At 63.3% G+C, this 13,087-nt stretch carries 10 protein-coding genes and 1 pseudogene; 5 read left to right on the top strand and 6 right to left on the bottom strand.

From position 1 onward, the window contains the following. Nucleotides 1-95: 95 nt before the first annotated feature. Genes ACS3WA_RS09430 through ACS3WA_RS09440 form a run of 3 tightly spaced genes read right to left on the bottom strand, consistent with a single transcriptional unit; the run spans nucleotide 96 to nucleotide 6,014 of the window. Complete coding sequence (locus ACS3WA_RS09430) at nucleotides 96-3,620, bottom strand: error-prone DNA polymerase (protein WP_438278268.1); 3,525 nt, start codon at nucleotides 3,618-3,620, stop codon at nucleotides 96-98. Continuing rightward, nucleotides 3,617-5,308, bottom strand: a complete 1,692-nt coding sequence (locus ACS3WA_RS09435; protein ID WP_438278306.1) for a Y-family DNA polymerase — start codon at nucleotides 5,306-5,308, stop codon at nucleotides 3,617-3,619. The genes ACS3WA_RS09430 and ACS3WA_RS09435 overlap by 4 nt, the downstream gene beginning before the upstream one ends. Beyond that, nucleotides 5,202-6,014, bottom strand: a complete 813-nt coding sequence (locus ACS3WA_RS09440) for an ImuA family protein (protein ID WP_438278269.1) — start codon at nucleotides 6,012-6,014, stop codon at nucleotides 5,202-5,204. The genes ACS3WA_RS09435 and ACS3WA_RS09440 overlap by 107 nt, the downstream gene beginning before the upstream one ends. 140 nt (nucleotides 6,015-6,154) lie before the next feature. On the opposite strand from ACS3WA_RS09440, the pseudogene ACS3WA_RS09445 reads away from it, so the two are divergent. Then, a pseudogene (locus ACS3WA_RS09445) lies at nucleotides 6,155-6,835 on the top strand (UdgX family uracil-DNA binding protein); the annotation flags it as partial. Between the two features lie 57 nt (nucleotides 6,836-6,892). Here ACS3WA_RS09445 and ACS3WA_RS09450 read toward each other — a convergent pair. Together ACS3WA_RS09450 and ACS3WA_RS09455 are read right to left on the bottom strand one after the other, a co-directional pair. Then, the gene (locus ACS3WA_RS09450; protein ID WP_438278270.1) at nucleotides 6,893-7,390 is read right to left on the bottom strand and encodes a ferritin-like domain-containing protein; all 498 of its coding nucleotides are present in this window, start codon (nucleotides 7,388-7,390) and stop codon (nucleotides 6,893-6,895) included. A gap of 89 nt (nucleotides 7,391-7,479) precedes the next feature. Next, the gene (locus tag ACS3WA_RS09455) at nucleotides 7,480-8,652 is read right to left on the bottom strand and encodes a M20 aminoacylase family protein (protein WP_438278271.1); all 1,173 of its coding nucleotides are present in this window, start codon (nucleotides 8,650-8,652) and stop codon (nucleotides 7,480-7,482) included. A gap of 237 nt (nucleotides 8,653-8,889) precedes the next feature. On the opposite strand from ACS3WA_RS09455, the gene ACS3WA_RS09460 reads away from it, so the two are divergent. The 4 genes from ACS3WA_RS09460 (at nucleotide 8,890) to ACS3WA_RS09475 (ending at nucleotide 11,572) form a co-directional block, all read left to right on the top strand. Next, nucleotides 8,890-9,837: a metallophosphoesterase family protein gene (locus ACS3WA_RS09460; RefSeq protein ID WP_438278272.1), complete on the top strand. Its 948-nt coding sequence runs from the start codon at nucleotides 8,890-8,892 to the stop codon at nucleotides 9,835-9,837. A gap of 7 nt (nucleotides 9,838-9,844) precedes the next feature. Next, nucleotides 9,845-10,174: a cupredoxin domain-containing protein gene (locus ACS3WA_RS09465; protein WP_438278273.1), complete on the top strand. Its 330-nt coding sequence runs from the start codon at nucleotides 9,845-9,847 to the stop codon at nucleotides 10,172-10,174. Nucleotides 10,175-10,250: 76 nt separating this feature from the next. Beyond that, entirely contained in the window at nucleotides 10,251-10,814 is a 564-nt protein-coding gene (locus tag ACS3WA_RS09470; protein ID WP_438278307.1) for a sigma-70 family RNA polymerase sigma factor, read from the top strand. Beyond that, a complete protein-coding gene (locus ACS3WA_RS09475; RefSeq protein ID WP_438278274.1) occupies nucleotides 10,811-11,572 on the top strand; it encodes an anti-sigma factor family protein in 762 nt (253 codons plus the stop codon). The genes ACS3WA_RS09470 and ACS3WA_RS09475 overlap by 4 nt, the downstream gene beginning before the upstream one ends. Before the next feature lie 106 nt (nucleotides 11,573-11,678). Here ACS3WA_RS09475 and hpnO read toward each other — a convergent pair whose 3' ends face one another. Further along, a complete protein-coding gene (gene hpnO / locus ACS3WA_RS09480; RefSeq protein ID WP_438278275.1) occupies nucleotides 11,679-13,070 on the bottom strand; it encodes an aminobacteriohopanetriol synthase HpnO in 1,392 nt (463 codons plus the stop codon). Nucleotides 13,071-13,087 lie beyond the last annotated feature (17 nt).

A 13,087-nucleotide genomic window follows, 5' to 3' on the forward strand; every position in this document is an offset into this window, starting at 1 on the left:
GTCGTCAATGATTCCCGGATGACCGGATTCCCGATGCGCAATTGCGCATCTGTGATCGCCGCTGAGGCGGCGTCCGGAATGACGTGGAGAGGCCCTCAATGAAAATCCCGCGAGCGCGGCAGGATGCGCACATTGCGCGGATGGCGGATGCGTTGCGCCGGATTGTCAGGATGATCGCGACGATCATCGTTGAGCGGTTCGGCCGGTGCAGCCGGCGACGGCAGCGGATGCCTGGGGACAAGCGCGTCGTTCGCCAGATGCATCAGTTCCGTGGAGCGATCGGTCAGTTGATCCGCGACCAGATGCACGACCTGCTCCGGGCTGCTCTGGATAGTGCCCTCCACCTCGATCAGCCGCGCCCCCATCACCTCCTTGCGATAACGCTCCATGATCTTCGGCCACACCACGATATTGGCGATGCCGGTCTCGTCCTCCAGCGTCATGAATACGACGCCCTTGGCGCTGCCCGGCCGTTGCCGCACCAGCACCACACCCGCGCATCTGACGCGGCGCTTGTCATTGGCATGCGAGACCTCGGCACAACTGACCACGCGCTCGCGGATGAACATCGCGCGCAGAAATTCCATCGGATGCCCCTTCAGCGACAACCGCACGGTCTGATAATCGGCGACCACCTGCTCCGGCAGCGGCATCGCGGGCAGCGGCGCGGCATGTTCGTCCGGCAATTCGCGCGCGATGGCATGCTCGAACAGCGGCAGCGGCACATCGTCCGGCAGACGCCGCACCGCCCACAACGCCGCGCGGCGGTCGAACCCGAGCGAGCGAAAGGCGTCGGCATCGGCCAGCAGGATCAGCGCGCGCTTCGGCAGTTTCGTATCACGGGCGAAATCCTCAATGGAGGTGAAGGGCCGCCGCCAGCGCGCGGCGACGATCCGCTCGCCCCAGTCGTCGGATGTCAGCGAAGAAGAAGATAACTGTTCTTGAGACGGCTGGTTTGAAGTCCCAATCCACGCATTGCCTGCTCTCTCCCCCCTTGTGGGGGAGAGGTGGAGAGAGGGGTATCTCAAGCACCGGTCTTGTAGCTCACCCCCCTCCCTTTCCCTCCCCCATAAGGGGGAAGGGAACAATTCCTCATCGGTCGCCTGCTGCTCGCCCCTCTCCTCATCCTTATCAACCCACTTGAACCCGTCGATCTGGCGGAAGCCGAGCCGCACCGCGTGATGCGCGCCCACGCGTTCCTCCAGAGTGTTCTGCGAATGGCTGAATGAAACATCGACCGGCCGCACCTCGACGCCGTTCTTGCGGGCATCGCCGACGATCTGCGCCGGCGCGTAAAAACCCATCGGCTGCGAATTCAGCAAGGAACAGCAGAACGCGTCGGGATGAAAATGCTTCAGCCACGATGAGACGTAGACGAGTTGCGCAAAACTCGCCGCGTGGCTTTCGGGAAAGCCATAAGAGCCGAATCCCTTGATCTGCTCGAAACAGTTTTTCGCGAACACCGGATCGTAGCCGCGCGCGATCATGCTGTTGACCATCTTCTCCTGGAAGGAGCCGATGGTGCCCACGTTGCGGAACGTGGCCATGGCGCGACGTAACCCATTCGCCTCTTCCGAGGTGAATTTCGCGGCGACGATGGCGATGCGCATCGCCTGTTCCTGAAACAGCGGCACGCCCAGCGTGCGTTTCAGAACATTCCGCAATTCATCCTTGTCGCCACCCTTCGGATAGGGATACGCGATCTTGTCGGAATCCATGGCGCGCCGCTTCAGGTAGGGATGCACCATGTCGCCCTGGATCGGTCCCGGCCGGACGATGGCGACCTCGATGACGAGATCGTAGAACGTGCGCGGCCTCAAGCGCGGCAGCATGTTCATCTGCGCCCGGCTCTCGACCTGGAACACGCCGAGGGATTCGCCACGGCACAGCATGTCGTAGACCGGCTTCTCATCCTGCGGGATCGTCGCCAACTCCCATCGCTCGCCCTTGTGATCCGCGATCAGGTCAAAACACTTGCGGATGCAGGTCAGCATGCCGAGCGCCAGCACGTCGACCTTCATCATCCGGAGCGCGTCGACATCGTCCTTGTCCCACTCGATGAAGGTGCGGTCGTCCATCGCCGCATTCCCAATCGGAACGTAAGTGTCGAGCCGGTCCTGCGTCAGCACGTAACCGCCGACATGTTGCGACAGGTGACGCGGAAAGCCGATCAGTTCGGTGGCAAGTTCGACGGCGCGGCGCACCATGGGGTTTTGCGGATCGAATCCGGCCTGCCTGACCTGCATGTCGCTGACATCGTCGCCCCAGCTTCCCCAGACCGTATCGGCGAGCGCCGCCGTGACATCCTCGGTCAGGCCCAGCGCCTTGCCCACGTCGCGGATGGCGCTGCGCGGCCGATAGTGAATGACGGTGGCGATGATCGCGGCGCGGTGACGGCCGTAGCGGCGGTAGACATATTGCATGACCTCCTCGCGGCGCGAATGCTCGAAATCGACGTCGATATCGGGCGGCTCCAGCCGCTCCTTGGAAATGAAACGTTCGAACAGCAGATCGACCTTGGTGGGATCGACCGAGGTGATGCCAAGCACGTAGCACACGGCCGAATTCGCCGCCGAGCCGCGCCCCTGGCACAGGATGTTCTGCGCGCGCGCCCAGTGCACGATGTCATGCACGGTGAGGAAGTAATGGGCGTAGTCGAGTTCGGCGATCAGGTTCAATTCCTTGCGGAGAACTGTTTTCAGATCTTCATTCGCACCTCCCGGAAAATATGTTTCGACACCCGCCCACGTAAGGTCCTCCAGATGACGCTGCGCCGTCTTGCCCGGCGGCACCGGCTCGTCGGGATACTGGTATTTGAGCTGATCCAGCGAAAATTCGATGCGCGATGCGAACGTTACCGTCTCGGCGATCGCCTCCGGAATATCGCGAAACAGCACCGCCATCTCATGGGCAGGCTTCAGATGCCGCTCGGCGTTGGTGTCCAGCTTGCGACCGATGGCATCGATCGCAGCCTTTTCGCGGATGCAGGTCAGCACATCCTGCAAGGGACGGCGCGCGGGATGATGGTACAGCACCTCGTTGGTTGCGAGCAGCGGCACGCGCGCGGTGGTTGCGATCCGCTGCAATCGCAGCAGGCGGCGACGGTCGTCGCCGCGATAGAGCAGGCTTGCCGCGAGCCAGACGCCATCCGCGCTGCTCTGCCGCAATCGCTCCAGCACTTTCAGCGCGGCTGTCGTCTCGAAACGATGCGGCAAGGACAGCACGAGACACTGGCCTTCGGCAAACTCCAGCAAATCATCCAATGTCAGATGACATTCGCCCTTCTCCGCTACCAGCTTGCCTTTGCTGAGCAACTGACATAGCCGGCCATAGGCATCACGGTCGTGAGGATAAACGAGAATGTCTGGCGTCCCATCGATGAAAACGAGACGCGATCCGATCAGCAGCCGCGGCTTGTAGCGGACTTTGGGATTTTCCAGTTCGGTATAAGCACGCACCACGCCCGCCAGCGTATTACGGTCGGCAATGCCAATCATCGGAAGGCGCAATTCGCTGGCCTGATGCACATACTCCTGCGGATGCGACCCGCCGTGCAGGAACGAGAAATTGGTCGTGATGCCGATTTCGGCATAGGCCGGACTATCGCGCGGATGCTTCATGCGAACAACCCGTGCAAGAACCAGCGGAACGTCCGGACTTCACGCCCGTAAGTTCCTTCGCGATAAAGCCAGTACCGCACGCCTTCCCTATCCTCGGCACGAAAATAATCACGCGTCAGCGCGCTGCCATCGGCGCGCGCGACTGCCACCTCGCCTTGTGGCGGATGCAGGCGCATGAATTCATCGTCGGGTTCGGGCGACAAGGGCTGCTCGCAGCGATTCCACCATTCCATGGCGATGCGTTCGGGTCCTTCGACGTGTGCAATGAGACACTGGCGATGACGCCATTTGAACTGTGCCGGCGGTCCATCCGGAAACATCGCCGTCACCTCGATCGGCTCCGGCGGCGCAAACATGCGCAGCGGCCGCAGCGGCGGCTCGCCCTCGATACGCTCCAACCATTCGGCACGCATGGCCGCCGCAAGACTCTGTTGCGCCGGCACCGGGAACGACGCGCGCTCCGGAATGTGGGTGTCCTGCGGCAGATGCACGACGACGCGATGGCTGCCGATGCGGGCGGCAAGACGATCGACCAGCGCCGCCACCTCGTCATTGTCCCTGACATGCGTGTCGAGGTCGCGCTGCTCCTGTATCACGAGATCGGTCCGGACGGCGGACAGCCGCACCAGATCGAAGCCGAAACCGGGGTCGAGCGGATCGGCCAGCGCATCGAGCCGCTCGCGGAACAGGCGATCGATGGTCTCGCCGCGCGTGACCGGACGTCCGGTCTCGACGGCAATGACGCGCACCGCGCCGTCGGTGCGGAAAAAACCTGCTTCCAGCCGCCGCGCTCCCTTGCCCTGTTTCTCCATCGCGGCGATGAGCGTGCGCGCAAGACCCGCCAGCGTCATCGCGATCGCGCCGTCGGTGGCGATCGGCTCGGCGAAGCGCCTCTCGACGATAAAATCCGGCAGCGGCTTGCGCGGGTTGATCGGCGCATCGCCCTGCCCCAGCGCCTGCTCCAGCAGCGCCGTGAACGCCGCCCCGAACCGCGCCGCGATCTCGTGGCGGCCGCGCGCGGCGACATCGCCGATGGTTTTCAGCCCGGCGCGGCGCAGCCCGCGCGTGATCGCGTCATCCGCGCCAAGCGTGAACACTGGCAGCGCCGCAACCGCTCCTGCCTCCTCGCCGGGCGCAACGATCCGGCCATGGGCATGGCGCGTCAGCGCCCGCGCGCAGGCCGGCGTGCCGGCGATCGCCGCGCTGACGACAAAACCCTGCCGCGTCAGCGCGCCGCATAGAGCATTCATAAGCGCCGCTTCGCCGCCGAACAGATGCGCGCAGCCGGTGATGTCCAGAAGCAGACCATGCGGCGGATCGAGCGCCACCAGCGGCGTGAAGCGGTCGCACCAGTCGACGATGCCGTTCAGGGTTTTGCCGTCGGCCATCTCATCGGCATCGAACACGTCGATGTCGGGACAGATCGCGCGGGCATTGGCCAGCGGCAACCCGACCGCGAGACCAATCCGCGCGGCCGCGCCATCCAGCGCGGCGACGACCAGCGCATTGTTCTGTTTGGCGACGACGATGCGGGGGGATATCTCCTTCATTGCCGGGCTTGATTGCGAAGCACGATAGGCTTCACCCAGCCCGCCGGAGCGCAACAACTCGCGCGCGATCCGGTCGGTCGGCAGGCGCGGCAGCCACAGGCTGAGGATGCGTCTGTGCGTCACGGATCGAGACGTCACGGAAGAGGCACTCATCACATTTCCACTCCATGATCCATTGGCCGGTCCGGCCATGACGATTGCGGACAAGCTGCGTCTCGAACACGGGCGCGCCCCACGTCTGCCACGCCGCGCATGGCGGCGAGCGCGCCGGGCGCACGATCCACCGCGTCTCCGCTGTCGAAGGCAACGGCGTCGCCGCCACCCGCAGAAGCAGCCCGGTAACCCCGGAGGTCCCCGCCGCCAGCGTCAGCCTGCGGCTGGCGACAAGATCGAGCAGACGCGTCTCGCCCCATATCTCCATGACCACGGCACCGAGCGCATCGCAGGCCAGCGCATCGGCCGCCGTCCGCAACGCGCTCTCCACATCTGATGCATGGACCGTCACCAACAGACACGGATCGAGACCGAACTCGCGCCATCCGCGCATCGACAGCGCACCGGATTCGCGCGCGGCAAAATCCTGCCGCACCCAGAGCAGCGGCCGGTTTGCGCATATCCGCTGCGCAAGACCCGCGATGAAGCCGCTCGCCGCCGCGCCGTGCCGCCCTTCCGCGAACACCTCGTGCACGGCGCCACGCGCAAGCCCGCCCTGCAGCTCGGCATCCGCCTCGTCATGACCGAGCGCGGCCCGGCCCGGCATTCCGCCGCCGTGACCGGCCTCGATGCGCGCGATGCGGTCGCGCAGACGCGCAAGCGTCTCTGCGCTGCTCCGGTTTCCAGTCATGATCACAATCCGCCCGTGACAATGAACTCGCGGCGGAGTCAATTGTTCACGTTATGTTCTATAATAAGCTCACCAGGCGGCCGGGAGTCAACCAGCTTTTCGCACACGATTTTAGCTCACGAATCCAAAGGCATCAAAGGAACGCCGGGCAGCGTCCGGAATTGCCTCAAGGGTTTTCCGTGGCAAACCCGACAGCGGAGACGCCCATGACCGCCCCGCAGCTCTCCCTCCCGCGTCTGCGCGAAGAAGCCGCCGGATGCCGTGCCTGTCCGCTCTGGAAGAACGCGACGCAGACCGTGTTCGGCGAAGGGCCGGCGCCTGCGCCGATCATGCTGGTGGGCGAGCAGCCCGGCGACAAGGAAGACCTCGTGGGAAAACCGTTCGTCGGACCCGCCGGCCAGATGCTCGACCGCGCGCTGAAAGAAGCCGGTATCGATCGCGGAAAGGTCTACGTGACGAACGCGGTGAAGCATTTCAAATTCGTGCCGCGCGGCAAGATCCGGCTGCACCAGAAACCCAACACGGCTGAGATCAGAGCCTGTCGCCAGTGGTATGAACGCGAACTCGCCACCGTCAAACCCAGGCTCGTGGTGGCGATGGGCGCAACCGCAGCGCAAAGCGTTTTCGGCAGGATCACGCCGATCAACAAGAACCGCGGCCGGCTGATCGAGACGAACGACGGGCACAAGGCGCTGGTGACGGTACACCCGTCCTATCTCCTGCGGGTGCCCGAGGAGGATGCGAGAGCGCGCGAATACGAACGTTTTGTCGACGACCTGAAAATCGCCGCAACGCAACTGAGCCGCGACAAGGCGGCGTGAAGCAGATCGACCCGTCATCGGCGGCCATAGCCGCCGATGACGGCCTTTCCCGAAAAATCAGGCAGCCAATGCCTCGGAGTTGACACCGGCTTCGGCCAGCGCCGTCAGATCCTTGTCGGTCTTGCGTTCCTGCTGCAACGTTTCATCGATCAGCTTGACGGCATCCTTCATGCCAAGCCGGACCGCCCACGCCTTCATCGTTCCGTAGCGCGCCATCTCGTAATGTTCCACCGCCTGCGCTGCCGCAAGCAGGCCCGCGTCCAGCGCCTCGGTGCCCTTGTATTCCTCCATGACTTCCTTGCCTTCCTCAAGGAGACCGAGAATGGCATCGCAGGTCTTGCCCTTGGCCGGCTTTTCCATCAGCTCGAAAATTCGTTCCAGGCGCTCGACCTGGCCTTCGGTCTCGTCATGGTGTTTTTCGAAAGCCGCCCGCAATTTGTCGGATGTCGCCGCCTTCGCCATCTTGGGCAGCGCTTTCAGGATCTGCTTTTCAGCAAAGTAGATGTCCTTGAGCTGATCAAGGAACAGGTCGTGAAGATCCTTGTCTTTCGTCATTGTAGCCTCGCGCGGTTGGAGGGGAAATTCCCGCTTCCTAACGCGACGTGACGGGCTATGTTCCTGGGACCCTGCAAGAGCGTGGCCGCTCAGGCGGCGAGCATGTTCTCGACCAGCCTGATCCAGTACGAGGTGCCGTAGACGATGGCGTCGTCGTTGAAGTTGTAGGCTGGATGATGCAGGCCCGCGCTGTCGCCATTGCCGACGAAGATGAAGGCGCCGGGCCGGGCTTCCAGCATGTAGGCGAAATCCTCCGCGCCCATCATCGGAGGCGTCTCGTGCACATTGCCCTCGCCTGCGATTTCGCTGGCGATCTTCGTCGCGGTTTCGGTCTGCCGGACGTGATTGACCGTGACCGGATAGCCGCGACCGAACCTGACATCGATCCTTGTTCCACTCGTCAGCGCCACGCCGGCGGCGACCTCTCGTATCCGTTTCTCCATCTGGTCGCGCACGTCGGCCTTAAGCGTTCGGACGGTCCCGCCGAGTTCGACGGTCTGCGGGATGACGTTGCGGGTATTGCCGGCATGGAACTCGCATACCGAGATCACGGCGGATTCCAGCGGATCGACGTTGCGCGACACGATCGATTGCAGGGCGACGACAAGCTGTGATCCGGCCAGCACCGGATCGATGCAGAGATGCGGCCGTGCGGCGTGGCCGCCGTGCCCCTCGATCCGGAAATCGACGGCGTCGGTCGCCGCCATGATCGGACCCGGCCGGATGGCGAAGGAACCGAGCGGGACGCCCGGAAGGTTATGCATGCCGTAGACCTGATCGATCCTGAAACGGTCCATCAAACCGTCCTTGATCATCGCAGCCGCGCCGGCGCCGCCCTCCTCCGCCGGCTGGAAGATCACGACGGCCTCGCCGGCGAAATTCCGCGTCTCAGCGAGATAGCGCGCGGCGCCGAGCAGCATCGCGGTGTGGCCGTCATGGCCGCAGGCATGCATCTTGCCGGGCGTCTTCGATGAGTAAGGCAGGTTGGTTTCCTCGTGAATCGGCAGCGCATCCATGTCCGCGCGCAGGCCTATCACCCTGATCCCGCCATCGGCGGCAGGCTTCCTGCCCTTGATGACACCGACGACGCCGGTCCGGCCGAGTCCGGTCGCAACCTCGTCACAGCCGAACTCCCGCAAGCGGTCCGCCACGAACGCCGCGGTGCGGCGCACGTCGTACAGCAGTTCCGGATGCTCGTGGATGTCCCGACGCCAGTCAGCGATATCGGATTGCAGATCGGCAACGCGGTTGACGATGGGCATGGCGGGGTTCCGGTGGGCCGGGAGTGAATTCTATCTGTTACCCTCTTACCATGACGCAATGGGCGGCCCAATACGCTGATTTTTGTGCCGATCGACGCCGCCTGCCATGGACTATCCAAGTCGTCGGTAACGGTTTCGTCATCCGCACCCAAACAGATACTCAAAAACGCGCGGGAATAACTCCGCATGTTCCACGATCAGGTCTGCATGCCCAATGACGGGCGTGGGAGACCTCCGATGAGCCGCAACCACAATCACGACGGCGACGGTGTCAGCCGCCGCAAGGTGCTTGAATGCATGACATGGGCCGGCACGGGCGTGCTCTGGACCATTGCCGGCGGCGTGCCGCGATCGCTCGGCATCGTCGGATCGGCGCAAGCCGCGGAAGCATCCGCGTCCGCCCCCACCTTCCTGCAGATCAGCGACAGCCATGTCGGCTTCGACAAGGCTGCCAACCCGCACGCGCTCGCAACGCTCGAAGAGGCGATCGGCAAGATCAAGACGCTGCCGGCGAAGCCGTCCTTCATGATCCACACCGGCGACATCACCCACCTGTCGAAAGCCTCCGAATTCGACGACGCCGAACGCATCATCTCGCAGTCGCGGCTCGACGTTCACTATGTGCCCGGCGAGCACGACTTCATCGACGAGGAAGTCAAGCTGTACCGCGAGCGCTACGGTCGCGGCACCAAGGGCGCGGGCTGGTATTCGTTCGACGCCAATGGCGTGCATTTCATCGGCCTCGTCAACGTCGTCGATCTCAAAGCCGGCGGTCTCGGCAACCTCGGCGCGGAACAACTGACGTGGCTCGCGGACGACCTGACAGGCCGCTCGAATTCGCAGCCGATCGTGGTGTTCGCGCATATTCCGTTGTGGAGCGTCTATCCGACCTGGGGCTGGGGCACCGACGACGGCGCGCGGGCGCTCGACCTGCTCAAGAGTTTCGGCTCGGTGACCGTGTTGAACGGCCACATCCACCAGGTGATGCAGAAGGTCGAAGGCAACGTCACCTTCCATACCGCGCGCTCGACCGCCTTCCCGCAGCCCGCGCCGGGCACCGCGCCCTCGCCCGGGCCGATGAAGGTCGCCGACGACAGACTGCGCAGCCTGCTCGGCATCGCCAGCATCGTCTTCAAACCCGGCGAGGAGCGCCTCGCCATCATCGATACGCCGCTACAAGGGTAAGGGTCGTATGATGTCCCTGAACTTGCGCACGAGCGCCGTCCGGCTTGCAGTGGCTGCCGCGCTTGCAATGCAAATATCCGCTGCCCATTGCGAGGAGGTGTCGGTGACGATCGACAACTTCACCTTCGAACCGGCGCAACTGACGGTGAAGGCCGGCACCACCGTGACGTGGACCAACCGTGACGACATTCCGCATACGGTCGTTTCCGCCGGCAACTTCCGCTCCAAGGCGCTGGATACCGACGACACATACTCGTTCACCTTCACCAGCGCCGGCGACTACACATATTTTTGCTCGCTGCACCCGCATATGGTGGGACTGATCAAGGTTGAGTAACAGCCAAAAGCAAGGCATCACCTTGGGGCTCAGGCAGCGCCCCGCTGCCCGAGCCCACCCGGCTGCGAACACCACGATGCTGTTTGGTTCACCCGGAGACGATCAGACAAAAGCGCAGCGCTTTCGCGACGCGGCCCTGCCCTATCTCGACGACGTCTACACTGTCGCGCGCTATCTCCTGCGCGATTCCGCCGACGCCGAGGACGCCGTGCAGGAATGCTATCTGCGCGCATTGAAGCATTTCGACACTTACCGCGGTCCGGCGATGAAGCCATGGCTGCTCGCGATCCTGCGCAATGTCTGCCATGCGGAATTCGCTCGCCGCGCCAGGTCGGCCGCAACGACCATCGATGACCTGCCCGAAAGCGCCGAGGCCACCGCACCGCTGTGGCGTGAAGCACAGGACACACCGGAAGCACAGGCATTGCAAAAACGCGATGCGAATGCGATCCGGCGGATGATCGCAGCACTGCCAGAACCGTTTCACGAGACGTTGGTCCTGCGCGAAATCCAGAATCTGTCCTATCGCGAGATCGCCGAGATTGTCGATGCGCCGGTCGGCACCGTCATGTCACGGCTCGCGCGGGCGCGCGCCATGCTGCGGTCGGCGTGGCTTGCGGAAGAGGAGCCATCCAGATGACCTGCGATGAAGCAGATATTCTTCTGCACGCGCTGATCGACGGCGAACTCGATGCCGGTCACGCGCGCGAGGTCGAAAACCATATCTCCACCTGCGCGCGCTGCGCGGCCGCGCTCAGGACCTACCGCGACATGAAGGCAGCCATTGCGACGGCGGACATGCGCTTCACCGCGCCTGCGCACTTGCGCCAGCGGATCGAGGCGGCCATGCCGCAGTCGCGCGGCACCAGCCGCCGCTCGGTGCTTGCAGGTTTCGCCCTCGGTTCCGCCGTCTCCGCGATTGCGGCGACCGGCATCGTCGCGATCATGCTGCGCAACGACGACGAACAGCGTATCGCCTCCGAGATCGTATCGGCGCATCTGCGATCACTGCAGGCGGGACATCTGACCGACGTGCTCTCGACCGACCAGCACACGGTCAAACCGTGGTTCAACGGGCGGCTCGATGTATCGCCGCCGGTGATCGACCTGACGGCGCTCGGCTTTACGCTGATCGGCGGACGGCTCGATTACATCGATGGGCGAGCCATCGGCGCGGTCGTCTACAAGCGGCGCGCGCACGTCATCAATCTCTTCGTCGCACAGACACCAAATGCCACCCATAGCCCCGCGCGCACCGAGGATGTGCAGGGCTTCAACATCCGACGCTGGCGCGACCACGGTCTGAATTTCTGGGCGGTGAGCGATCTCAATGCCGACGAGCTTGCCGAATTCAGCGACAAGTTCGAAAAGGCGATGCAGGCGAACGGGAACGGTTAGAACATGATCCCGAAAAGTGGAAACCGGTTTTCGGAAAAGATCATGCTCAAACAATAAAGATAAGCGACGAGTCTGATTCAGCGCAGTTGAAACCAGACTCCAAGCATCAGGCCGACTTGCGGACGGCGTTGTCCATCAGCGTCTTGCCGAGCGACCAGATCGCGCCGGGAACCTGATGACTCGCGGCGATGACGCTGTCGAACGAGGTCTCGATCCACTTGCAGTCTTCGTCGTTGATGATGAGCGGCGGCAGCAGCTTGATGGTATGGCTGCCATGACCGGAGACCTGGGTGAGGATCTTGTGATCCTTGAACAGCGGCACCGTGATGAGCTGACAGAACAGGCCCTTGTTGGCCGTCTCCAGCAGATTCCACGACGCCCGCAGCCGCAGTGATTTGGGCGGCCCGAACTCGATGCCGATCATCAACCCCTTGCCGCGCACCTCCTTGAGAAGTTCGTAACCCGGCACCATGCGGGACAGCGCCTGCCGCAGTTCGTCGCCGCGCCTGGCCGCATTCTCGATCAGCTTCTCGGCCTTCAGCACTTCAAGGGTCGCGATGCCGGCCGCCATCGCGAGATCGTTTTTGGCGAAGGTCGAGCCGTGCACCACGGCGCGATCCATGCGGTTGAATATCTTGTCGAAGACATGCTTGCGGGTCAGCACCGCGCCGACCGGCACATGGCCGCCGGACAGGGCTTTGGCCAGCAGCACCATGTCGGGTTCGACGTTCCAGTGCTCGACGGCGAGAAAGCGTCCGGTACGGCCGATGCCGGTCTGAACTTCATCCGCCACGAACAGGGTGCCATATTTCCGACACAGCGCGGCCGCTCCCGGCAGGAATTCGTCGCTCGGTATGTTGACGCCCTTGCCCTGGATCGGCTCGACGATGAAGGCTGCGACCCGCCGCGATGACAGCGCCTGCTCCAGCGCGGCCAGATCGTTGAAGGGAATGACCGCGCAGTCCGGGAGCAGAGGATCGAATCCGCCGCGGAAATTCTTGTCGTCGGTCAAAGACAGCGCGCCGTAGGTCAGCCCGTGATAGGCGTGATCGCAGTAAACGATGCCGGTCCGCCCGGTGGCGACACGCGCGAACTTGATTGCGGCCTCGACGCTTTCAGCCCCCGAATTCGCAAAAAAGACCTTGTCGAGGTAGGGAACATGCGCGAGCAGCCGCTCGGCCAGAACGCCGGCCAGCGTCGAGACATCCATCTGCACGAGATTCGGCAGGTCGCTGTCGAGGACGCTTTTGAGGGCATCCCGCAGCACGGGATGGTTCCGCCCAATCGCAAAAACGCCAAATCCGCTGAGTAGGTCAAGGTAACGGGCGCCGTCGCGATCAACCAGATATTGACCGTGACCGCTCTGGAAACCGACATCGTAGCCGATGGTTTTCAGAACTCTGACGAGCTGTTCATTGAGGTGGCGGACATGCATCGCGCTGCGCTGCGCCTGCCGTTCCACAAACATCTCGGAAACGTCTAGATTTGGATATAGCATCCGCTACATAGTTCGGT

It is taken from the genome of Nitrobacter sp., from assembly GCF_051535235.1.
In the GTDB taxonomy this organism is placed as follows: Bacteria; Pseudomonadota; Alphaproteobacteria; order Rhizobiales; family Xanthobacteraceae; genus Nitrobacter.

Coding starts and splice junctions, on each gene's coding strand:
- ACS3WA_RS09430 (WP_438278268.1), bottom strand. CDS start 3,620: ATGAAGCATCCGCGCGATAGTCCGGCCTATGCCGAAATCGGCATCACG.
- ACS3WA_RS09440 (WP_438278269.1), bottom strand. CDS start 6,014: ATGACTGGAAACCGGAGCAGCGCAGAGACGCTTGCGCGTCTGCGCGAC.
- ACS3WA_RS09450 (WP_438278270.1), bottom strand. CDS start 7,390: ATGACGAAAGACAAGGATCTTCACGACCTGTTCCTTGATCAGCTCAAG.
- ACS3WA_RS09455 (WP_438278271.1), bottom strand. CDS start 8,652: ATGCCCATCGTCAACCGCGTTGCCGATCTGCAATCCGATATCGCTGAC.
- ACS3WA_RS09460 (WP_438278272.1), top strand. CDS start 8,890: ATGAGCCGCAACCACAATCACGACGGCGACGGTGTCAGCCGCCGCAAG.
- ACS3WA_RS09465 (WP_438278273.1), top strand. CDS start 9,845: ATGATGTCCCTGAACTTGCGCACGAGCGCCGTCCGGCTTGCAGTGGCT.
- ACS3WA_RS09470 (WP_438278307.1), top strand. CDS start 10,251: ATGCTGTTTGGTTCACCCGGAGACGATCAGACAAAAGCGCAGCGCTTT.
- ACS3WA_RS09475 (WP_438278274.1), top strand. CDS start 10,811: ATGACCTGCGATGAAGCAGATATTCTTCTGCACGCGCTGATCGACGGC.
- hpnO (WP_438278275.1), bottom strand. CDS start 13,070: ATGCTATATCCAAATCTAGACGTTTCCGAGATGTTTGTGGAACGGCAG.